Consider the following 22235-nt stretch of genomic DNA (forward strand, 5'->3'; position numbering starts at 1 on the left):
ATCATTCGAATTTAAGGCTGGAGAAAAAGGTCTCGGCCACTTCGGGCGCAATGCGGTCGGCATACAGCACCACCTGGAAGGCCTGCGCGCCCTGGGCGAAATAGGCGGCCTGCCCCTCGACCACCGCGCCGTCGGGGCGACGGCCCTGTGCCTTGACCAGCACGGCGGCTGCGCCGGAAACCTTGAGCGGCGCCAGCTGCGCGGGCCCGGCTTTCATATTCGCCAGCGTCAGGCTTTGCCATTGCGCGAGCACGGGTGCGGCCTGGGCCGCATCGCCCAGCTGCGCCACCGCCACGGCAAAGGTCGCGCCGCCGGCATCACAGCCCAGCATGGACAGCGGCGTCGCCGGCCCGCCCAGGGGCACGGTTTTTTGCGCCTTGTCGGGCTTGCAGGGCAGCAGCAGCGCCAGGCGCGTGCCCTCGGGCCGCACTTCGCGCCAGTTCAGGGTGGGGCTGCAGGCCGCGATCAAGGTCAGGAGCAGGACCAGCGCAGCCCATAAAAACGGAGCTGCGACCGGCCGCAGCGCGGAGTGTGCGGCGGTATCGCCGCGAATCGTAAGCATGCCTTCAACTTTACAGTGATTCATGCACCGTGACGGCCCATCAAACCCGCCCGACCGGTTTTTGCACCGCTTCGGCGCACCTGGTGGCCTTGGTAAGCTTTGGTGATGACCTCTTTCAAACCACACTTATTCATGGCGGCCATGCTGCTATGTGCCGCAAACCCTGTTCGGGCCTTGGAGCTGCAGAACCAGAACTTCAGCGACGATGAAATTTTCTCGGCTGTCGTGAACCGGTTTAAAAAGCCGCTTCTGCATCGCTTCAACCCTGCCGCTGCGGATGAGCGCAAACCTTTGCTGGTGCTGGGCCCGGCGCTGAAATTCGGCAAAAAAGTCCAGTCCCAAACCTTTACCCACCTGACGCAGCAAGAACTGGTGGCGCAACAGCAGGCGGTTTTTATCCTGGTCGAGAAGGCCTACCCCGACCCTGGGCGGACCGAACTGTATGTTGAGTACGACATCCCGAGCAATGCGTCGTTTGGCGTGCTGAAGGTCTACCCCAAAGACGGCGCGCTGGTCACTGAAACGCTGGACAGCTACCGGTCGTCCTCAGGTGCGAGGGCCACTTATGGCAAGCTGTACAAGGGCGCGGCCTGCCGGGACAACACCGAAATGGCCTGGCGCTGGAACTACTACGCACGCAATGGTGCAAGCGGGCGTTGCCCTGAGCCGATGTTTACTGAATTTACGGAGTAGTCAAAGCTCTGGCCGGGGTGTAAAGCCAATGCAATCTGAATGAACGAAAAAAGGGTGAAGGACAAAAAGGATGCCTTTCAACCGCCGTGAGTTTCTTGCAGCGATGTTGCCGGCCACCGCCCCGCTGGCTGGGTGCGGGAGCATGCAGGCGGTTGCCGAATCACCGCCGACAGAGCAAGTTCAAGCTCACCCGCCACTGCTTGCAAGCGAAAGCGATTGGTCCTCCCTGGCCGATCGATGCAAGGCAGACCCTGATCTTGGCCGTTTCAACGCAGCACTGCTGGCACGCGCCCGCAATGACATCGCCCTGCCTTCGCTGGAGCGCACACCCGAGGACGGCCGCCTGCTCCCTGTTTCGCGCGAATTCATTCGCCGAAGCCTGCAGTGGGCTTACGCGTACCGGGTGACAAGGGAACGGGTTTTCCTGGCCCGCGCCCGGCAGGAAATGCTCGCCGTCGCCGCATTCAGCGACTGGCCGGAGCATTATCTGGAGCTTGCCGAGATCACCACGGGCATGGCCATTTCCTATGGCTGGCTTTTCAAGGACCTGTCGGCCGGCGACCGTGCCATCCTGCGCGCTGCGATGGTCGACAAGAGCATTGCCCAGGCGCGCCACGGCAACAGGGCTTTCAGGTCCACCAACAACTGGAACCAGGTTTGCATAGGCGGCATGGTCCTGGGAGCGCTGGCCGTGGAGGAAGATGAACCCGCGCTCGCAGCCGACCTCCTCGCGGCGGCGCGCCAAGGCGTATCCATCGGGCTGAATGCCTACCGGCCGGACGGGGTCTACCCTGAGGGGCCGAACTACTGGAGCTATGGGACCAGCTTTACGGTGCTGCTGGCCGCCGCACTCCGTGGCCGCAAAGGCGGCGACTGGGGCTTGCTGGATGCGCCTGGCTTCAGGCGCAGCGCCGAGTTCTATACACACTCCATCGGCCCGTCCGGGAAGCACTTCGATTTTGCCGACAGCGTCGAGAGCCAGGAATTGCCATGCGCCATCGTCTACCTGGCCCGTGAACTGGACCAGCCCGCACTGTTGACAGCCAAGCGCGAGATGATCCGCCAGCAGCAGGGCCTGTCCGACCGCTTCGCGCCTCTCTCCGTGTTGTGGTGGCCCACCAAAACGGGCGGAAATGCCCTGCCCACCAGCTTCTCGGGCCAGGGGGCGCAGCCGCTCGCCATCTGGCGCTCATCATGGTCCGACCCCAACGCGTGGTGGTTCGCCATCAAGGCGGGCGGAGCGGCGCACAGCCATGCGCATATGGATGCCGGCAGTTTTGTGCTCGAACTGGATGGCCTGCGCTGGGCCAAAGACCTCGGCATGCAGGACTACGGCAGCCTGGAATCACGCGGCATAGACCTGTGGAACATGAAGGCGGATTCACCACGCTGGCAGGTCTTCAGGCTTTCTGCCGAAGCGCACAACACGCTGACGCTGGACGGCCAGGCGCACAGTGTCCGCGGCATGGCCACGCTGCGCATGCTTGCCGAGCGCGAGGCCTTGATAGACCTGACCCCCGCGCTGTTGCCCGGCCAGGTCACGCAGGCCAGCCGCCGTGCCCGTTTCCTGGATGACGGGGTGAAACTTGACGACGAGCTTCTCGGCGCCCGCCCCGGAAGCACCATCCGGTGGGCGATGGCCACCGAGGCTGAGGTCAGGCTGGAGGGCCGCACCGCCTTTCTGGCGCAAAAGGGCAAACGCCTGGCCGTGCAGTTTGAAGGCAGCGGAATCGAGCTGGACGTGCTGGATATTTCCGCGCCCCGCCACGACTTCGACCAGCCGAATCCCAACGTTCGCCAGCTGGTGGTGTCCGGAAAACCCGGGGCAGACGGCAGCTGGAAGCTCAGCGCCCGCTTTTCGCGGGGCTAAACACCGTGGATTGGTTCCCGAAGGGCACCCGCCTCAGCCCGGTGCGCAGCTTTAGGGCTTTTTGCACCGCCTTGGCGCACTTGAGACGCGACGGCCGCCACAAGGCGGGGCACGGTGTTTGCTACGGCTTCCCCAACATAGGAGCCAACCATGAACCGCAACGACATCACCGAAAAAATCATCACCGTCAAAGTCAGCAAAGGCATCACCTGGGAGTCCGTCGCCAAAAAGGTAGGCCTCAGCAAGGAATGGACAACCGCCGGCTGCCTGGGCCAGATGACCTTTGACGCCAAGCAGGCCAAAGTGATTGGCAAGATATTCGGCCTGACGGTCGAAGAGCAAAAATGGCTGCAGGTCGTGCCCTACAAAGGCTCGCTGCCCACGCCCGTGCCGACCGACCCGCTGATCTACCGCTGGTATGAAATCGTGAGTGTCTACGGCACCACCATCAAGGAACTGATCCACGAAGAATTCGGCGACGGCATCATGAGCGCGATTGACTTCAGCATGGACATCGTGCGCCAGCCTGATCCCAAGGGGGATCGGGTCAATGTAGTGTTGTCGGGGAAGTTTTTGCCGTACAAGACTTATTGATGCCGCTGAAAGTTCAACGCGAAAAATGACTGGCGGTCAGTAGGTGAGCAAAGCTCGCGGATAGGACGCCCGAGTCGATTGATTCGTTAGGTACCACATCGCTTAACGTGGGGCCGTTAATGCGATGCTAATGTTTTGACATTTAGAACGTATCACTTATGTTTATTAGGTCGACTACGAGTGCCTCAAGAAACGGTGCGAGCCACCGTATTTCTGATTCCTCCGTGCTCCCATGAAGGAAGGAGAATCCGTGGTCGGCCTTCTCCGCATGGGCAATCTTGTTTCTCACAAAGTACATGTATTTGATGCAAAGAGTTGAGAGAACGTCGCTATCGCGAGTTACATTTGCCGCGATGCCCGCGAGGATATGCGCGTTTGTTGCCGCGTAGAGTCCCGCGTTTGTGAGGAAGGCTTGTCGGACGGAAAGTGACGCTCGATAGATCTCAAGGATTCGAGGATCTGAATTCCTGATGATCGAGTCCCTGAGAGCTGCAGTTCTTGCCTGCGTTGGATAATTGTTCAGGATCATCTGATTCCAACGAATCTTGGATCGAATGTCTACCGTCGATAACGGCGATATCTTCGCTATCGAGAGCGGAAAGAGCGCAGGGAAATTCTGAATATGGTCTCTAAGCGCCACGTGGCAAGCGTGATCGGTGTTGGCCTTGGCGAACGCCTTATATAGCGCGTTGAAGGCACGCCATAGTTTCTCGAAACGGTCGAACGGGCTTGAGGCATCCAGTGATTTGATCAAATGCGTAGCTGCATGCAAGACGGCACGGCCAGCAGGGGCCTCAGATAGCAATAACGCTGCCTTGGTCGGATCGATGGTTCTGAGAGTTGTGAGATCCGCAGATCGCCCTACGACTTGTCTCAGATCGGTCTTTGGAATATCGCTTGAGCTCACCGCCACGCCGCCTCTCATCCGTGTAATCGTGACTTCTCGAAGTTGATTGGGGCGTCTCTCGACGATGTAATACAGGCACAGCGCCTTTATAACTTGCTTGAAGATTGTGCTGTTGTGCGCCTGTAGAGGGGTGGGGGTGTTTGATGACCTCCTCGTTCTAATCACCACGCTTTTATTGAATACTTCAAGCGAATCCGTCGCAGCAGAAGCAGATCGGTAGGTGAACAGCCCACTGTAAAGGAGTGCCTTCTTACCGGACCGAGAGAATTTAAGGTCGATCTTTTGATCTGGCATGCCTTGTCTTCTTGTAGATCGAAAATAAGTGGTCGTCTGATGCCTAACACGACTTAGACCTCAAAGCCCGCGATATAACTGATCGGCAGCGGTTTAACTCAGACATTCAATTCTCTTGAAATATTCGCTTGTATTGCCTTTGCACGGAATGCTCCGGATTTAGGCAGATATAAATCAAGACGAATTTGACCGCGGCCGTCGACGAATTCTAGGCTTTCGATTTGATCTACCCATCCCCCAATCGGATGAGTTATCAGGCAGTTTTCACCGCACAAACCTCTTGTTGCTCCTACAAGGGCGGCCGCAGCCCTTAGCACGACGGCTAAAGCTTCGTCGGATCACCAAGCGTCTTGTTGAGTCGCACCGCTTCTTTAGCGAGAAGGCGCGACAAGGCGGCGTTGACCTTATCACCCTCATGAAACTCCCTGGTCGCCATTTCATACTTGCCGCCGGGCTTTAGCAGCGGGTCTATCTCGCGAAGGCGTTGACCTCGCCAAAAGCCAAACAGCACGCGGCTTTCTTCGGCTCGAATCAGCAGCACAGGACCATTTGACAGATAGACCAGGTGGCCCCATTTGATGGCTTCGTCCAGCGCCGTGCTGCCCAGCACAGCAGCCCGCAGCTGTTCAACCACCGCACGCTCCCAGCCGGAGAGAGCGGCGACGTAAGCGTCAGGGCTTGAGGCGGAAACGATTTTTTTCATCATGAAAGCGATCTCCTAGACCGCGTTGGCGTCCACGCACCTCTGAATCACTGAGGGACTATTGGCCACAACCAAGTTTAAGCATAGTTGGAGCAACTTCCAGTTGAAGCGGTCAACCACCTGCGCCGGCCAAATTGCACCGGAAATGATCTCAATGTGTCCATCCTCATGTTCCGGAATAGGCAGAATTTCCGTCGGATCCATACGTTCATTGGCGGACTCGAAATGTCGCATCAAGAGCGCCTTGCTGGAACTGAGGGGGAAAAATACCTTAGTACCCACTAGTCCGATGCCAGCTTCGGCCGGTGGTGGCGCCGCCGGGTTGTAAAGTGATAGCGGGCTATCCGTGGTCACAAAAGATGCGCCATCGCCCGCAGTCACAACCTCCCACTCCATTGTCCCGAACCAAGGTGATAGCGTTCCGATGGAGTGTCGCATGTAGTCAAATCTGGCAGCATCCTTAATCTCAAGCTTGAACTTTCCTGCGGCTATAGCTTCAGCGGCGTCAGGTGGCGCAAGTCGCATGATGAGATCACGCATCAGAGCCTTTCCCATCTCGGCTTGCCTTGGAACACGAATGCGTTGGAGCTCGAAATAGATCAATAAATTGGCGATGTCTTGAGCGTCCAACTCTTCTGGAGTCGAGTGAAGTTTATCAATGGCGTTCTTCGCCTCCGCCTCCAACCACTCACCCAACCTTATCTCCAATACGTTCGGGTCAACTCCTTCTGGCGCCCACTCCTGTCGATAGTAGGAGTTGATTTTCATCACCTCCTTCGGGCGTTGCTTCCTCAACTCCTTCGCCGCCCTGTCATAGACGTGCAGAAACCCCTGGTCGTCCGTGAATCGAGCGAGGTACGAACGCGGAACATAGTGGTGATTCTTAGCGCGATTTCCCATAAGGTCCAACGCCTCTCGATCGACTTGTTAGGCGGTTCGCTAGATATTGCTCCTACAACATCAACTCGCCGGCAACTGAAGGGGGTCTTCCCCGGGCGGCCTGTTCCCGTGCTTTTCAATCAGCCTTCTGGTGATAAACGACGCAACCGCATCCAGACTCTTGACTGCTTGATCGAAGTAGCTTGCATCCACTTGGACTTCGTCTCCAGGCTTATAGGTGCTGCTTGCCACCTGCTCCAAATAAATATGGTTGACAAGGCCGTTGTTGTGAATGAGCAGGTTGCGAGTGGCTCTGAGCTCCACTAGCTCGGACACGGGAACGCCGGATTCTTCGAGCGCCACGCCAAAACGATCACGGTAGTACTCGGCTTGGTCCTTAATCGATTTATAGCTTACCTCGTTGAGCTCCCGACTTGCTATGAATTCAACGAGCGCCTCGAAGGACCCGAACTCAAGAAGTCGGTCATACGAAATCTGCTTCTTGGACGACTTCAAAATTGCCGGACGAGTTCTTACTACTTCAGAGAAAACGTCTGTGAGGAAAGCGTCGAAAAGCGCCACCAAGTAAACAAAAGACATTCGAAATGTGAGATTCGGGTATGCCACTGTGTGCCCATGGGCAAACTTCATGGCCTCCACCAGGAGATTCATCTCTTCGAGGTTCAGTTCTACCTGAAATTCCTTCTCGCCTTGCTTGGGTGGACTAGGATCAGGTCTTCCCAATTTCACTGCCTCCAACTTCGCGACCATTGCCTCGTGTTCTTTCTGAAGCTTCTTTATGGCATCCCCCATGTGCGGAAGGTAGCCCCGCAGTAAATCAACGGACTGTCCATAGCCACGGTGTATTGCGTTCAGTGAATCAGAGAGTTCCATGTTGATACCGATCTAGATCTATTTGGGCAGCCTATCCGCTCTATTCGATTTGTCACTGACGCTCGGTGGGATTACCAAGCGTCTTATTGAGGCACACCGCCTCTTGGCAAGACAGCAGGACAGGGCGGCAGCATGAGCGTCAGAACTTGAGGCGGGGGCGTCATTTTCATAATGGATTCGATTTTCAAGCAGGCCGAGAGTGTGGGGTCGCACATTAAGCATCTGAGTTTTGCAATGCGCGTATGAGCTTTAGAGTCGCCTCGATCAGCCGCCCGTCTCGCGGAATTCCGATACTGCCGCTTGGTACTGATGCGAGGCGTGCAACGAATTCAGCGGATTCGTAAATGATGTCGCGCACTTCATTCCAAGTGATATTCAACGGTGCAAAGACGTCTTTTTCGCTAAGACGCGCATCGATATGCGCGACAGTCTTATGGCGAGCAACGACCAGTGGACGAGCGCGCGCTGCAAGAGTGGAGTACTCCGCCTCCAGCACGGTCCACATAGCGGGATCGCTAGCAGCTCGAATTGCGGAAAGATACGTGGGAATCGACGACGAATCGCTACGGGTATCAAATAAGTGAGCTAGATTGACGAAGAAGGCCGTGTAATGGGCGTCGTAGGAAGCAAAAAAGAAGTCGCTGTGAGCGTTCATCGCCGCGAGCAACTGGGGTTTGGCCTCGCTAGCCTGCGCCCACCATACTTCGTAATGGACCTTCGCTGCTATTGCCGAATCCACCAAGTCATTCAGAATTTTTGTCGGCACCATAGAAATTACGTCGCAGGGTGGAAGATTCGACGCAGCGTGACAAAGCTCCTTTGTACGCATGCATTCCAGGCCTTTCCGAGATTTTTAAATCGCCCTCTTATGCAATTTAGATTTGACATGAAAAACTCACTCTCGACGAGCTTTGGCGAAGCTCTATCGATTGCCGGGTTGCGCGACGGCGAAATTGGCTCTGATATTAGGAGTTGAATTCTTTGCTTTGCAGAATCAGCTGAGAGATCACGCCGCCTATACCGCCGACATGCGTGATCAGCCGTGGCATAACGGCCATGAAGGCGTGCGTACCAGCATAGAACTCAGCGGCGGTCTGGACAATGGCGAGACTGTCAAGCTCGGTGATCTTTCGGTACTGAGTTAATGCGTCAGCGTCACGGTGAGCAATCGTCGAATGGCGAAGATTGGCGAACTGCTTCTGAGCCTTCTGCTGCGCTGCTCTAATCAATCGGAGCGCTGCCGTTACTTCTTGCCTTAGCTCGGGGCTAACGCCGGTATCGTCTAGCGCCTGCCGTAATCGATTACCGCCCGCCTTATCCAGCTCAAGCTCATGAATTGTCAGCAGGATCACGCGTGCGCAAAGAGATCGAGTCCAAGCATCTGAGTGCGTGAGAGCGTCAATCTTTACGGTCTGAATATCACGTTCGGCGACGAGGAAATATAAAGCGAGATTGAACACTGCTTCTGAAGCAGAGAGCCGATTTCGCCTAGCTCGCATGGCCTCGCGACCGCAAGCTTCAAGGGCGCCGTTTAGCGCCTTCAAGCGGAGGCGTTCAGTGCGCCTCATTTTCCGTCTAGACAATCGTCGTGCGAGTGCTCGACCAATCTCGCGCCCTTTGCGGATCATAAATATCCGCACAAATCGACGAATCAGTTCAGGCCGCTGCTTGAACAGGTTTCGCTTCTCGGAGGAGTTTCGATCACGCATGAGATAGCCAGCTCCACTCGGACGCCTAACGTCGGAGTTGACCGGCGACCGAGAGAAGCATGCGCGAAACGTACAGGGGTACTTGGAAGTCCGTATCGAACGAACTCTTAGAGTTCATGCGTGCGTGTTCCACGGCAAGTTAGCCTTGTTTGAAGCAATGATGGCCTCCTCGATATACAGGCGCAAGGACTCTGGCTGAACCTTGATAAAAGAGATCGCAATGCTTTCCCCCGCTGTAACTGCAGTTTGTACCGCGGCGAGCATCGAGCCGGTCTGCTCGTTCCTTGAAATTAAATGATGACTGATGCGCTCCCGAAGACTGATGCTCTTTCTCTGGCCAACGTAGACGGGAAGCCAATCTTCGTCTTTGGATGCCCTCACATATAGAGCATAGACATTTCCACGACCTCGGAGCCTTCCGAGGAGAGCCGTATTTGCGCGCTTGATTTCCGACACAGGCCAATTCGTGAGCGAGCAACCGATCGGGCACTTGAATTCGTGCCGCTCCCCGCCCAGGAGGGCGCCCGCACATTCTGCAGCGAACTCGTCGAGCCCTTCCGGGCCAATATGAGTAGGCGGGTGCATGTGAGCTTAATGTGAAGCTAGCGAGCAGCGTCTTATCTTTGGTTCTAATGGATTACGAAATCAGGCTTCAACCTGCATGCGAATTGGGATCAACTTCTTAAGGTCTACAGGACGCTCATTCTTCAATGTTTGCAGACGAATTTTGACGCCTTGAATGTTAATCAGCTCATGCCCTTCATCCACAAAATGCCGAATTAAGAGTTTTTCCGCCGCACGGATAGCTGATGCAGCTTTCTGGCCAGGTTTGAGAACAATCTCGCCATATGCGAGATGTCTAGCGCCGTTTGAGGCGTACTTTATTCCGTTCATAAGCTTGAGATTATTCAACTGCCCTTTTAGTCGAGACCGGAGATTGAGCGCCTTACCTACATAGAAGACCTGAAAAGTCGAACCATACTTTCTATAGAAGACGTAAACGCCTGGGGACTTGGGAATGAGGTCGAGATTCGGCGCATATGGATACGACCTAAGAGGCTGCGGCTTACGCCACAGAAGGGATGGATTGATCATTTATTTAGGAGGCCTTGTGAGATGTGAAATGCAACCTGCCGCAATGTGTGCAGCAAACCCTATCGTGAGACCGGACACCGAGTGACTAACTTGAACTGCTCGCCAGCAAATTCTAGGCCGGAGACGAATTTGGACCATCCCCTAATCAGAGGAGTGTGTCCCCTATTGGCGCAACCAATCTACTCACATACCCGCTCTTATTTGTTTTTGCGAGCAGCTAAGAGAGTCTCACTTACCGCGATCAAGAATTTTTCAGCGTTAAAGGCAAAATGCCCCCATGAACTCTTTAGACGGCATCCGCATCCTAGACCTCTCCCGCGTGCTCGCGGGCCCCTGGTGCACCCAGACTTTGGCCGACCTCGGGGCCGATGTGATCAAGATCGAGCGGCCCGGCACGGGCGACGATACGCGGACCTGGGGGCCGCCCTTCTTGAAGGATGCCGATGGCGCGGACACCGAAGCGGCCTATTACCTGGGCACCAACCGCAACAAACGCTCCGTGACCTGCGACATTGCCCAGCCCGCGGGCCAGGCGCTGGTGCGTGAGCTGGCCGCGCATTGCGACGTGTTTGTCGAGAACTTCAAGGTCGGCGACATGGCGCGTTACGGCCTGGATTACGCCTCGCTCAAGGCCATCAACCCGCGCATCGTGTACTGCTCGGTCACGGGTTTTGGGCAGAACGGGCCTTATGCCGAGCGCGCGGGGTATGACTACGCGATCCAGGGCATGGGCGGGCTCATGAGCGTGACGGGCGAGCGCGACGACCTGGGCGGCGGGCCGCAAAAGGTGGGCGTGGCGGTGGCCGATTTGATGACGGGCATGTATGCGACGGTGGCCATCCTGGCCGCGCTGCGCCATGCCGAAAAAACCGGCGGGGGCCAGCAGGTGGACATGGCGCTGCTGGACACGCAGGTGGCCATGCTGGCCAACCTGGGCGCCAACTATCTGGTCAGCGGCAAGGCGCCGGGCCGGGCCGGCAATGCGCACCAGAACATCGTGCCCTACCAGGTGTTTGAGGTGGCGCCGGCGGCTGACGGAAGCAAGGACCATTTGATCCTGGCCGTGGGCAATGACTCGCAGTATGCGAAGTTCTGCGCGGTGGCCAATATCCCCGAACTCGCGACCAACCCGCTGTTTGCCACCAACCGCAACCGGGTACAGAATCGGGCCAAGCTGGTGCCCATCCTGGAAGCCGTGATGAAGACGCGCGGCAAGGCCGACTGGCTGGCGGCGCTGGAGGCGGCCAAAGTGCCTTGCGGCGCGATCAACAACCTGGCCGAGGTGTTTGCCGACCCGCAGATCGCGGCGCGCGGCATGGTGACCGAGTGGCAGCATCCGGTGAAGCAGGACTTGAAGCTGGTCTCCAGCCCCATTCGCCTGAGCGCGACGCCGGTGCGCACCGATTTGCCGCCGCCGCTGCTGGGCCAGCACACAGATGAGGTGCTGCGCGAGCTGCTGAACTATTCCGAGGCGAAACTGTCCGAACTAAAGGGCGGCAAGACAATTTGAGGCGGCAAACCCCAAGCAGGAGGTGATGCAATGAAACACAATTTTGTTCTGGTGCATGGCGCATGGCATGGCGGCTGGTGCTGGCGGCGTGTGGCGCAGGTCTTGCAGCTGGACCACCACAAGGCTTTTGCGGTGACGCTGACGGGCCTGGGCGAGCGGGCGCACCTGCTGTCGCCCGCGATCAACCTCGATACCCACATCAACGACGTGATCAATCTGATCGAGGCCGAGGAGCTGCACGAGGTGACGCTGGCCGTGCATTCCTACGCGGGGATGATAGGCACGGCGGTGGCGGATCGCCTGGGCGAACGGCTCAAGCACCTGGTCTATGTGGATGCGGTGCTGCCGCAGCCGGGCGAAAGCTGGAGCAGCACGCACGATGCCGCCACGCAGCAAAAGCGCATGGTGGCGGCGCAGGCCTCGACCTGCTTCAGCTTTCCGCCGCCCGACCCCGAGGTGTACGGCCTGGCCGGCGCCGACCACGACTGGGTGCAGCGCCGGCAGACGCCGCACCCGGGCAACACCTACCAGGCGCCGCTGGATTTTGATGTGCAGCGCGTGGCGGCCGTGCCGCGCACTTTTGTGAGCTGCACCGCGCCGGCGCTGGCGACCATCACGCCCAGCCGGCTGCGTGCGCGCGACCCGCAATTCTGGGGCGGTGCCTGGCTGCCGAATTCGCGTGTGCTGGAGCTGGCCACCGGCCATGACCCCATGGTCACCGAGCCCGCGGCGCTGGCGCGCATCCTGCTGGAGTGCGCCGAATGAAGACGGTGGGCCGCCGCGGCTTCACGGCCGCGCTGGCAGGCAGCCTGGCCTGGCCGCTGCAGGCCCAGGCCAAGGACAGCGCCCTGCCCGTGCCGGCTTCGCTGCCCGAGGCGGCCGGGCTGGCCGCCGCGCGCAGCGAGCCGCTGGTGCTGCTGGTCACCCTGCCCGGCTGCCCGTATTGCGAGCTGGTGCGGCGCAACTACCTGCTGCCCGCGCGCCAGGAAAACGGCCTTCAGGCCTGGCAGCTCAATGTGACCGACAACCGCACGCCGCTGGCGGGTTTTGACGGCAAGCCCACGACGGCGGCCGCCTGGACCCGGGCCGCCAAGGCGACGTTCACGCCCACGGTGCTGTTTCTGGGCCCGCAGGGGCAGGCGCTGGCCGAGCCGCTGGTGGGCGCGGCGATTCCGGATTTTTACGGTGCCTACCTGGACGAGCGCCTGGTGCTGGCGCGCCGGGCCGTGGTGGCGCTGCGCTGAAGGCGCTAAAGCGGGGAAGGCCATGACGGACGCTGAGTCGCTGCAGGCCGCCATCCACGAGGAGGTGGCGCTGCGGGCCTACGACCCGCACTGGCCCGCGATGTTTGAGGCCGAGCGGGAACGGCTGCTGGCGCTCTTTCCCGGCGACTTCATGGCGATTGAGCACATGGGCAGCACGGCGGTGCCGGGGCTGGCGGCCAAGCCGGTGATAGACATCCTGGGCGGTGTGGCCTCCATGGCGGCGGCCAGGGCGCTGGTGGCGCCGCTGTGCGCGCAGGGTTATACGACCTCAGCCGAATTCAACGCGACGCTGGCCGACCGCCAGTGGCTGATGCGCTGGGCCGACGGCCACCGCACCCACCACCTGCACCTGGTGGTGCACGGCGGCCCGGTGTGGGCGCAGCGCCTGCAATTTCGGGATGCGCTGCGCGCCGATGCCGCGCTGGCCTGGCACTATGCGGCGCTCAAGGCCGAGCTGGCGGCCAAATACCCGGCCGACCGCGAGGCCTATACCGAGGCCAAGGCGGCCTTTGTGCGGTCGGTATGCGAAGGCTGAAGCCCCCGGCTGCACCCTGGCTACTATTAAGCCGCCAAATCACCCCGCTGGACCTGTACTAATGCCCCCTGGGCCCTTGGCGAACAGGGCTTAGGTGGTAAATTCAAGCCGTTCAAGCAGGAGAGCGCTGCCGCAAGGCAGCCACCGAAGGCGCAAACTTCCATAATCGCTCAGGTCCCGTACTGCCCGGAAACACACAGCCGTCTGGAGAGACGCCGCATGCAAGGTGCGGCGCACCGAAGGAGCAAAGCCCCAAGCGTAAGCCGCGGCTGAATCTCTCAGGTAACAAGGACAGTGGAAGCGGCCGCAAGCACCTGATGGCTTGGCGGTTGCCATGATTCTTTTTTTGATTCAAGCACCCCCAGGCCATGGCGCTTGCGCAACTGCCATTTCTGCTTGAGAAGGAATCACCATGAAAGTCATGGTTTTGGGTGCGGGTGTCACGGGGGTCACGACGGCCTGGTATCTGGCGCAGCGCGGACACGAAGTCACGGTCATCGAACGGCGCGGCGCGGCCGCGATGGAAACCAGTTTTGCCAACGGCGGGCAGATTTCCGTCAGCCATGCGGAGCCCTGGGCCAACCCGGGCGCGCCGCTCAAGGTGCTGCAGTGGCTGGCGCGCGAGGACGCGCCGCTGTTGTTCCGGCTGCGCGCCGATGTGAACCAGTGGCTGTGGGGCCTGGAGTTTCTGCGCAACTGCACGCCGGCGCGCACCGCGCAAAACATCCGCCAGATCGTGAACCTGGGCATGTACAGCCGCGGCGCGCTGCAAAAACTGAGGGCCGAACTGGGCCTGCAGTACGACGCGAAGACCCAGGGCATTTTGCATTTCTACACCAGCCAGGCCGAGTACGACGCCGCGCAGGAGCCGGCGCGCATCATGCGTGAGCACGGCTGCGAGCTGGACATGAAAACCGCCGAAGAGTGTGTGGCCATAGAACCCGCGCTGGCGCAGTGCCGCGCCAGCATCGTGGGCGGCAGCATGACGCCCAGCGACGAGTCGGGCGATGCCCAGGCCTTTACCACCGCGCTGGTCGCGCGCTGCGAGCAGGCGGGCGTGAAGTTTCTCTACAACACCACCATCCTCGATGTGCAGGCCAGCGGCGGGCAACTGGACGGCGTGCAGGTCGCCCGAGGCAGCGGCGAAGCTGGCGGGCGTGTGGAGACCCTGAAGGCCGACGCCTATGTGATGTGCCTGGGCGCCTTCAGCGCGCCCTGGGCCAAAAAACTGGGGCAAAGCCTGCGCATCTACCCGGCCAAGGGTTATTCGGTGACGCTGCCGGTGATCAACGCGGCGGCCTCTTACCAGGTGAGCCTGACCGACGACGAGTACAAGCTGGTGTTCTCGCGCCTGGGCAATCGCCTGCGCATCGCGGGCACGGCGGAGCTCAACGGCTACAACACCGAGCTGAACCTGGTGCGCTGCCAGGCCATCGTCCGCCGCGTGAAGCAGCTCTTCCCGGAGATGACAGACGGTGAAGGTGCGCAGTTCTGGACCGGCCTGCGCCCGGCCACGCCCAGCAACGTGCCTTACATCGGCAAAAGCAAAACGTCCAATCTGTTCCTCAACACGGGCCACGGCACGCTGGGCTGGACGCATGCCTGCGGCTCGGGCGCGGCGATTGCCGACATCGTGAGCGGGCGCGTGCCGGAAGTGGATTTTGCGTTTACCGGCATGCCGGCGCGGGGGCACGGCATGCTATTGCCGGGCATGGCGAAAGCCTGAGGGCGGGCGCCTGTGCAGCATGGGGGCGAACACGGTAATATCGCCCTCCGTTCACCAGCCCCATGCCGCCATGACATCAGCCACGAACATGCCGCCCGACGGCCTTCCCATCTACCGACTGCTGACCGGCCCGGATGACGCGAGTTTTTGCCACCGGGTCAGCGAAGCGCTCGCGCTCGGTTACACGCTTTACGGCTCGCCGGCGGCGACCTTTAACGGCGAGCGTGTCATCGTGGCGCAGGCGCTGCTCTGGCCTTCGGCGCACAGGAGCGCTCAATGAGCGTTCCCGCGCCGCTGAACCCGGCAACCCTGCAGGCCATGGCGGATTTCCCGCGCCAGCTGGAGCTGTTTTACGCGGCCATTCCTGAAAGCCACCGCAACTGGACACCTTCGTCCTGGGACGGCATCCCCAGCGAGACCTTCTCGGCGCTGGGCCAGGTCTGCCATGTGCGGGACATAGAGATCGATGGCTACCATGTGCGCATACAGCGCACGCTGGCGGAGACAAACCCGCTGCTGGCATCGCTGGACGGGTATGCGCTGGAGCGCGAACGCGGCTACGCAACAGCCGACGCGCGGGAAGCCCTGGCGGCTTTTCGCGCGGCGCGCGCCAAGACCCTGGAGCTTCTCGCGAGCGTCACGCCAGAGGCACTGGAGCGCACCGCCGAATTCGAAGGCTATGGCGCGCTGACCTTGCGCAGCCTGGTGCACTACCTGTGCAGCCACGACCAGCAGCACCTGGCCGGACTGCAGTGGCTGCTCGGCAAGATCGATGCGTCGCGCGCCACGACCGCCGGCCGCGATTTGTAACGCCGACTTATCAGAAAAGGCGCTTGGCGCGCTACCTTGGCGCCCTCTTCTTTCGACAAAAAAACCACGGATCACCCCGGGGTATTCCCGCTGCTTGTCGCTTTTGCGTCCGTCTTTTTGTAAGTAAAAGTTGGTTTGGCCGCACACTGGGTGCACGGCCCTGCGGCCGTGCTTGCCGTGGGATGCGGTTCATCAATGACTAGGGGCGATCAACATGATGGTTTTATTGCGTAATGTGGCGGTGCTGTCGGGTGCGGCGCTGGCTCTGGCTTCTGCCGTGGCACAAACCGAAACCCCGCCCTCGAAAAAAACCAAGGCCACGGCCGCGCCGGCGGTGGAAAAATTCACCGGCCCACGCGAAAAAATGGTGGTGGCCATGCCCAAGACCTACGGCAAGACCGAGACCATGGCCTTGTGGGGCGACTACTTCAGCCACCTGTCGCGCTGCGCCAATGTGGAGCTGCAAAATGCCCAGGGCGATTCCCTGGAGCGCACCAGCAACGTCGACATCCTGGGCGAAAAAGAGCTGATCGAGGCTCTTTCGACCGGCAAGGCCCAGATCGGGCAGGTGAACCCGGGGCTGGCCGCGCAAATGGTGACGGCCGGGCAGGCGCCGCCCTTCGCGGTGCCGGGCAACAAAGCCACGGGCCAGCGCAACTCCTACAAACTGATCCTGATCACGCGCATCGACAGCCCCTACCGGGAACCCAAGGACCTGGTCGGCAAGAAGATCGCCCACACCACGCCGACCTCCAACTCGGGCAACCTGGCGCCGCGCGCGCTGTTCCCGGCCCTGGGCCTGACGCCGGACAAGGACTACGAGGTGGTGTTCTCCAACGGCCATGAGCGCTCGGTGACGGGCGTGATGCACGGCTTCTTTCCGGCCGCGGCCGTGGCCAGCGATTTGTACCAGCGCATGGTCGTCAAGGGCGACGTCAAGGGATCGAGCATACGCACGATCTGGGAGAGCCCACCCTTCATGACGGAAACCTGGACCATGAACAAGGACGTGTCGCCCGAGCTGCAGGCCAGGGTCAAGAAATGCTCGTTCAACTACAGCTTCTCGGCTACGCTGAAGAAGCAGCTGCCCGGCAACGACACCTTCCTGCCGATCAACTTCGACCGCGACTTCGCCACGGTGATGCAGGTCTACCGCTCAAGCCAGAAGAAGTAGCACCCCGTCCGGGCTCACTGCGTGTAGCCCGTTCCCCCCTCAAGGGGGCGGCGCCTGGGGCCGGCGAAGCCGGACCCTCGGCCCCCACTGGCGGACTGTGCCCATTGAATACACCCTGAATCTGCAACCCAGCAGGGGCCGCGGGACTGGCTTTGCCAGACCGCAGGCGCCGCCCCCTGGAAGGGGGGAAGGCGCTACACGAAGTGAGCGTCCGACGGGGGTGGGCTAAACACTCAACGGCGGATGCACCGTCCCCCACAGGCTTTCGTCGAGCACGCGCTGCAGGGTGCGCAGCAGCTGGTCGTTGGAGGTGTGGGCCTTCACCAGCACGGCCTCCACGCGGTCGCTGTCCAGGGCCACCGCGTCGCTCGCGGAGAACACGACCACTGGCGGCGCCGGGTTGAGGTCCTCTATGGTGTCCAGCAATTCCCAGCCCGAGCCGTCCTTGAGCGTGAGGTCCAGCAGCACCAGGTCGTAGTGGTGTTTGCCCAGCTGTTCGCGCGCTTCGCGCAGGCTGGCGGCGAACTCGAAGGTGGCGAAGTCCTGGGCGATGGTGGCGGCGATGCGCTGGATGTCCAGGTCGTCCTCGACATGCAGGATGCGCGGCCTGCCTTCGGCCATGTTGGCGATGGCGCGTTGCAGGCTGAGGATCAGCTTGTTTTCGTCGATGGGCTTTTCCAGCCAGGTCGACACCGCCAGCGGCTGGTTGTTGAATTCGAGCTCGCCGGCTTCGGCGTTGGCCGACACCACGACGATGGGCAGCTCGCGCGTGCGCTCTTCCAGGCGTAGCTTGCGGATCAGGCTGATGCCGTCCAGGTCCGGCAGGCCCAGGTCGACGGTCATGGCGGCGTAGGGCCGTTTCACCACCTGCTCCATGGCCTGCGCGGCGCGGTAGACCATGTCTGAATCGAACCCGCCCTTGTCGAGCATCAGCTTGATCAGGTGGGCGATGTCGGGGTCGTCCTCGCAGACCAGGATCAAGGGCCTGGGCGGTGAGCCGGCCTTGGTTTTGCTTTCATCGACGCTGGCCTCTTCCACCGGCCGCGCCACTGCTTCGGGCAGTTCGAAATAAAACACCGTTCCCACGCCGGTCTGCGAGGTGAAGCCCACGCTGCCGCCCATGCGCTCCACGATGGCGCGCGAGATGTTCAGGCCCAGGCCGGTGCCGCCTTTTTGCCGGGTGTCGGAGGTGTCGGCCTGCGAGAACTTCTGGAAGATGCGCTTGCGGAATTCCTCGGGGATGCCGGGGCCGCTGTCGGCGACCTCGACCCGGACCCGCCTGTTGCTGCACAGCAGCCTGATATAGACAAAGGAATCCGCCGGTGAGAACTTCACGGCGTTGGAGATCAGGTTGGTGGCGGCCTGGGTCAGCCGGTCGCTGTCGACACTGACCATGACCCCTTCGGCCTGGACATCCAGCGCCAGCTTGACCTTGTGCTGCTCCGCGAAGCCTTCATTGGCCACCAGGACCTGGGCCAGCAGCGGCGCCAGTTCCGTGACCTGCATGTCAAAGCGCATCTTGCCGGATTCGATTTTTTCGCTGTCGAGGATGTCGTTGATCAGCCGGATGAGCCGCTCGCAGTTGCTGGTGGCGATGCCGACCAGATTTTTGGCCATGGGCGGCAGCTCCCCGGCGACGCCGCCGACGATCAGGCCCAGCGAACCGCGTATGGAGGTCAGCGGCGTGCGCAGCTCGTGGCTGACGGTGGAGACGAACTCGCTCTTCATGCGGTCGACGCGCTTGAGCGCGGTCACGTCGGTGCCCAGCGAATAGAAGCCCAGCACCTTGCCCTCATCCTCGCCCTCGCCATAGCGCGGGAAGTACTGCATGACGTAGTCGTGCAGCTGGCCGTCGGCGGCTTCCTGGGTGCGGTCGTACTCCGCCGCGTAGCCCGCCAGGGCTTCCTGGATCTTGCCGCGCTCTTTCTCGTAGAGCTCGTGCCCCATCATCTGCCGCATGGTCTTGCCGTGGATCTGCTCGCGCTTCAAGCCAAAGCGTTCTTCATACGCCAGGTTGTGAAACTGGAAACGCTGGTCGGCGTCGATATAGGCAATCAGGGCCGGCACCGTGTCCGTGATCAGGTGCAGCTGGGTTTCGCTGGCATGCAGCGCGAGGGTGCGCTCCCGCACGCGCTGCTCCAGGGTTTCATTGGCGCCCTGGAGCTCCTCGTTGACGCGCCGTATGGTCGAGTGGCTGCGCAGGAGGTCGACCGCGGCGTACAGCAGCAGCGCCACCAGCACCGCCGAGAAGATCAGCAGGTAGCGGCCGTAGCGCTCGCCCTCCACGCCGGCCTGCTGCTGCTCGACCGTCAGGGCGTCGTTGGCGTCATCAAGCAGCTTTCCGGTGGGCGCCACGGAAATGCCGGCGAGGAGCTCATTGACGGTTTTCTGCTCGCGCAAAATGGCCTGGACATGCGCACGAAAGATATCCAGCCTGTCGCGTATGCCCGGCGGCGCAAGGTGCAGCGTGCCATCCAGCCGGCCCAGCTCGTCGTGTATTTCGGCGCCCTTCTCACCGGTCGGGCTCTGGCTGTACAGCATGCTTGCGAGCAGCAGCCTGCTCACGCCGGCCGAAATCAGCTGGAACGCCGGCTGCGCGGCGCCGCGGCCGGTTCCGAGCGACTGCTGGACGTCCTCCGCCGCGGTGGGGAGAAAGGCCAGCGAGTTGCGCAGCACCGAGTTGTGCGACTTGAACTGCTCGATCAGCTGGGCCTTGTCCTGGATGGCCCGTTGCAGCGCCGCGAGCTTGTCCGCCCGCCCGGGCGCATCGTGGTGATGCTCGTCCGTTTCCGACTGCAGTTGTTCCATGAGCCGGGCCATCTCGCCCTGGTTGTCGGCCAGCGCGTCGTAGTGCGTGGTGATGCCTATCCTGGACTTGAGCACGTCCAGTTCCCATTGCGCGTCGAGCTGCTTGAGGTGGCGCAGCACGGCGATATCCTCAAAGTAATGCGACTCGTCGAAGCTCTGGGTCTTGGCGAACAGAAACACCAGGATGGACAGCAGCACGGCGGTAACCGCCGCCATGGGCGCCCAGGCCAGTCGATTCGTTTTTTTCACGGTTTGGGATCCAGTTCACCGGTGAGTGTGTTGAGGAAGCGGATGATGGCCTCCTTGTCTTCCTTGGAAGCGACGCGGCCGAGCTGGTAACGGAACATGATGTCGACGGCCTCGTCCAGGGTTTTTGCCGAGGCGTCGTGGAAGTAAGGTGCGGTCAGCGCGATATTGCGCAGGCTGGGAACCTTGAAGACGTGCTTGTCGCTTTCCACCTTGGTGACCAAGTAGCGGCCCAGGTCGGCTTCCGTCGGGTTGCCGCGTTTGGCGAAGTAGTCGCCCATGACGCCGAACTTCTGGAACATATTGCCGCCGACATTCACGCCCTGGTGGCAGGCGACGCAGCCATACTGCTTGAACTTCGCATAGCCGGCTTTCTCCGCGGCCGTGATCGCGTTGGCGTCGCCGCGCAGGTATTTGTCAAAACGCGAGTTAGGCGTGATCAAGGTGCGCTCGAAAGTGGCGATCGCATTCTGGATGTTGGCTTTGGTGACGCCGTCCTTGTAGGAGGCGGCGAACGCGGCCTTGTACTTGGGGTCCTGCGAGACCTTCTGGACCACCTCCGCCCATTGCGAGCCCATCTCGACCGGGTTCTGCATGACGTGGTCGGCTTGCGACTCGAGCGATTCGGCGCGGCCGTTCCAGAATTGCTTGAAGTTGAGCGCGGCATTGAGCACGGTCGGGGCATTGACGCTGGTGAGGCCGCCGTGAAGGCCGACCGAGCGGTCGCGCCCGTCGCCGCCGCCCTTGCTGATGTCGTGGCAGCTGGCGCACGAGATGCGGCCGTTGCCGGACAGGCGGGTGTCACGAAACAGCTGGCGCCCGATGTCCGCGCGGGCCGGGTCCTGTTTAAGCGTCAGGGGAACCGGTTGTATTGGTTCGTCGAGCAGGGGCGCGGCGATAGCGGTGGGAGCCGTCCACACAGCCGCAGCCGCTAGAAGCAGTGCCGCAAGACGCGCTGCGGCCAGGTGTGCACCGGCCTTCGCAGGCCGTATGCAGTGCCTGCTCCCGCGGACGTACGCCAACACCGACTTTGTTATTTGCACGGCTGCTGTCCTCCTGATCGTTAACTGCAACCAGTCTCAATCAGAGCACGTTTATCCGCCGTGCCGCAAGGGCATTTCCCGTGTGGGCACATTTACCAACACTATGTAAGGAAATGCTTCGCCTCCTCCAAATAGAGGAGAGCCGGAATCGCCGATCCGCTCAGTCTTTCGTCACACCCGGTTCGTTAGAACTTTTTATTTCATTGACCCGAAGACCTTCTTGAGGATCGCGCTGCCGGTGCCCACCGGATCCTGGCGGATCTTCTTTTCTTCCTCGCCGATGATGAGGTAGAGGCCGTCCAGGGACTTGCCGGTGACATATTGCTGGATGTTGGCGTCTTCTTTTTTGACCAGGCCGAAACCGGCGGCCTTGCCGGCAAACTCGTTGTACTTGTTGGCCAGCCCGACCTTTTCGGTGGCCTTGGTGACCACGGGCAGGAATTTGACGCCCAGCGGCGCGCGCGTTTTTTCCGCGAAAAAGGCGGTGACCGAGGTTTCGCCGCCGGTCAGGATGTTCTTGGCATCGTTCACGTTCATGGTGCGCACCGCATTGACCAGCAGGTCCTTGCCCATGGGCACGGCCGCTTCGGCGGCGCGGTTGATGGAGGTGACCAGCTCGTCGACCTGCTTGCTCTTGCCGATGGTTTTCAGGATTTTCGACGCATCTTCAAGGTAACCGGGCAAAGGAATGCGAACTTTTGGGTTTCCGAGGAATCCATCCGTCTTGCCCAGCAGGGCGACGGCTGCGATGGCGCCCTTTTCGAGGGCGGTTTTGAGGCCGGCGCTGGCGTCGGCGTTGCTGATGCCGGACAGGTCCCCCAGCGACAGCGCCTGGGCCTGGTGGTAAGTGGCCAATATCAGTGCGCCCAACGCGCTGACGCCGGCCTGGTTAAAATTGCGACGTTGCATGATGAGGTC

The 22235-nt window shown here is 60.7% G+C and carries 23 protein-coding genes and 1 riboswitch; of the genes, 11 read left to right on the top strand and 12 right to left on the bottom strand.

Going from position 1 to position 22235, the window contains the following annotated elements; translation table 11 throughout:
* Position 1 precedes the first annotated feature (1 nt).
* On the bottom strand, positions 2-562 hold the full coding sequence (locus ACEN9P_RS09825) for a hypothetical protein (protein ID WP_495621840.1): 561 nt from the start codon (positions 560-562) through the stop codon (positions 2-4).
* Positions 563-694: 132 nt separating this feature from the next.
* Here ACEN9P_RS09825 and ACEN9P_RS09830 point away from each other — a divergent pair, with 132 nt between their 5' ends.
* The 3 genes from ACEN9P_RS09830 to cynS all read left to right on the top strand — a co-directional run bounded on the left by ACEN9P_RS09830 (position 695) and on the right by cynS (position 3719).
* Positions 695-1255: a hypothetical protein gene (locus ACEN9P_RS09830; RefSeq protein ID WP_495621841.1), complete on the top strand. Its 561-nt coding sequence runs from the start codon at positions 695-697 to the stop codon at positions 1253-1255.
* A gap of 70 nt (positions 1256-1325) precedes the next feature.
* Entirely contained in the window at positions 1326-3125 is a 1800-nt protein-coding gene (locus ACEN9P_RS09835; RefSeq protein WP_495621842.1) for a heparinase II/III domain-containing protein, read from the top strand.
* A 150-nt stretch (positions 3126-3275) separates the two neighbouring features.
* Positions 3276-3719, top strand: coding sequence for a cyanase (gene cynS / locus ACEN9P_RS09840; protein WP_495621843.1), 444 nt, complete (start codon positions 3276-3278; stop codon positions 3717-3719).
* 142 nt (positions 3720-3861) lie between these two features.
* Here cynS and ACEN9P_RS09845 read toward each other — a convergent pair whose 3' ends face one another.
* From ACEN9P_RS09845 to ACEN9P_RS09880, 8 genes are all read right to left on the bottom strand, one after another.
* Positions 3862-4920 (bottom strand): hypothetical protein, encoded by a 1059-nt coding sequence (locus tag ACEN9P_RS09845; RefSeq protein WP_495621844.1) that lies wholly within the window; start codon positions 4918-4920, stop codon positions 3862-3864.
* 322 nt (positions 4921-5242) lie between these two features.
* Positions 5243-5626 carry a DUF1801 domain-containing protein gene (locus ACEN9P_RS09850; protein WP_495621845.1) on the bottom strand — a complete coding sequence of 128 codons (384 nt, stop codon included), beginning with the start codon at positions 5624-5626 and terminating at the stop codon, positions 5243-5245.
* Between the two features lie 12 nt (positions 5627-5638).
* Positions 5639-6523: a DUF4238 domain-containing protein gene (locus ACEN9P_RS09855; RefSeq protein WP_495621846.1), complete on the bottom strand. Its 885-nt coding sequence runs from the start codon at positions 6521-6523 to the stop codon at positions 5639-5641.
* A 60-nt stretch (positions 6524-6583) separates the two neighbouring features.
* Positions 6584-7396, bottom strand: a complete 813-nt coding sequence (locus ACEN9P_RS09860; protein ID WP_495621847.1) for a hypothetical protein — start codon at positions 7394-7396, stop codon at positions 6584-6586.
* Positions 7397-7610: 214 nt separating this feature from the next.
* Entirely contained in the window at positions 7611-8165 is a 555-nt protein-coding gene (locus tag ACEN9P_RS09865; RefSeq protein WP_495621848.1) for an AbiU2 domain-containing protein, read from the bottom strand.
* A 196-nt stretch (positions 8166-8361) separates the two neighbouring features.
* A complete protein-coding gene (locus ACEN9P_RS09870; protein ID WP_495621849.1) occupies positions 8362-9105 on the bottom strand; it encodes a hypothetical protein in 744 nt (247 codons plus the stop codon).
* A gap of 114 nt (positions 9106-9219) precedes the next feature.
* A complete protein-coding gene (locus ACEN9P_RS09875) occupies positions 9220-9690 on the bottom strand; it encodes a GIY-YIG nuclease family protein (RefSeq protein WP_495621850.1) in 471 nt (156 codons plus the stop codon).
* A 60-nt stretch (positions 9691-9750) separates the two neighbouring features.
* The gene (locus ACEN9P_RS09880; protein WP_495621851.1) at positions 9751-10200 is read right to left on the bottom strand and encodes a GIY-YIG nuclease family protein; all 450 of its coding nucleotides are present in this window, start codon (positions 10198-10200) and stop codon (positions 9751-9753) included.
* Positions 10201-10477: 277 nt separating this feature from the next.
* Between ACEN9P_RS09880 and ACEN9P_RS09885 the strand changes: the two genes are divergently transcribed.
* The 8 genes from ACEN9P_RS09885 (at position 10478) to phnD (ending at position 17220) form a co-directional block, all read left to right on the top strand.
* Positions 10478-11710, top strand: coding sequence for a CaiB/BaiF CoA transferase family protein (locus tag ACEN9P_RS09885; RefSeq protein WP_495621852.1), 1233 nt, complete (start codon positions 10478-10480; stop codon positions 11708-11710).
* A 30-nt stretch (positions 11711-11740) separates the two neighbouring features.
* On the top strand, positions 11741-12475 hold the full coding sequence (locus ACEN9P_RS09890; protein WP_495621853.1) for an alpha/beta fold hydrolase: 735 nt from the start codon (positions 11741-11743) through the stop codon (positions 12473-12475).
* Positions 12472-12954 carry a thioredoxin fold domain-containing protein gene (locus ACEN9P_RS09895; RefSeq protein ID WP_495621854.1) on the top strand — a complete coding sequence of 161 codons (483 nt, stop codon included), beginning with the start codon at positions 12472-12474 and terminating at the stop codon, positions 12952-12954. The genes ACEN9P_RS09890 and ACEN9P_RS09895 overlap by 4 nt, the downstream gene beginning before the upstream one ends.
* A gap of 22 nt (positions 12955-12976) precedes the next feature.
* Positions 12977-13510 (top strand): GrpB family protein, encoded by a 534-nt coding sequence (locus ACEN9P_RS09900; protein ID WP_495621855.1) that lies wholly within the window; start codon positions 12977-12979, stop codon positions 13508-13510.
* Between the two features lie 194 nt (positions 13511-13704).
* Positions 13705-13814, top strand: a riboswitch (glycine riboswitch).
* 108 nt (positions 13815-13922) lie between these two features.
* On the top strand, positions 13923-15236 hold the full coding sequence (locus tag ACEN9P_RS09905; protein ID WP_495621856.1) for a D-amino acid dehydrogenase: 1314 nt from the start codon (positions 13923-13925) through the stop codon (positions 15234-15236).
* A gap of 70 nt (positions 15237-15306) precedes the next feature.
* Positions 15307-15516 (top strand): DUF1737 domain-containing protein, encoded by a 210-nt coding sequence (locus ACEN9P_RS09910; RefSeq protein WP_477663911.1) that lies wholly within the window; start codon positions 15307-15309, stop codon positions 15514-15516.
* 14 nt (positions 15517-15530) lie between these two features.
* On the top strand, positions 15531-16046 hold the full coding sequence (locus ACEN9P_RS09915) for a DinB family protein (RefSeq protein ID WP_477663922.1): 516 nt from the start codon (positions 15531-15533) through the stop codon (positions 16044-16046).
* Between the two features lie 214 nt (positions 16047-16260).
* The gene (gene phnD / locus ACEN9P_RS09920; RefSeq protein ID WP_495621857.1) at positions 16261-17220 is read left to right on the top strand and encodes a phosphate/phosphite/phosphonate ABC transporter substrate-binding protein; all 960 of its coding nucleotides are present in this window, start codon (positions 16261-16263) and stop codon (positions 17218-17220) included.
* Between the two features lie 225 nt (positions 17221-17445).
* On the opposite strand, the gene ACEN9P_RS09925 is transcribed toward phnD, so the two are convergent.
* The 3 genes from ACEN9P_RS09925 to ACEN9P_RS09935 form a co-directional block, all read right to left on the bottom strand.
* Positions 17446-20277 (bottom strand): DAHL domain-containing protein, encoded by a 2832-nt coding sequence (locus tag ACEN9P_RS09925; protein ID WP_477663913.1) that lies wholly within the window; start codon positions 20275-20277, stop codon positions 17446-17448.
* On the bottom strand, positions 20274-21194 hold the full coding sequence (locus tag ACEN9P_RS09930; protein ID WP_495621858.1) for a cytochrome-c peroxidase: 921 nt from the start codon (positions 21192-21194) through the stop codon (positions 20274-20276). Before ACEN9P_RS09930 ends, ACEN9P_RS09925 begins: the two co-directional genes overlap by 4 nt.
* 318 nt (positions 21195-21512) lie before the next feature.
* On the bottom strand, positions 21513-22226 hold the full coding sequence (locus ACEN9P_RS09935; protein WP_477663915.1) for a DUF4197 domain-containing protein: 714 nt from the start codon (positions 22224-22226) through the stop codon (positions 21513-21515).
* Positions 22227-22235: the final 9 nt, after the last annotated feature.

The organism is Polaromonas sp. Polasp52, from assembly GCF_059491565.1.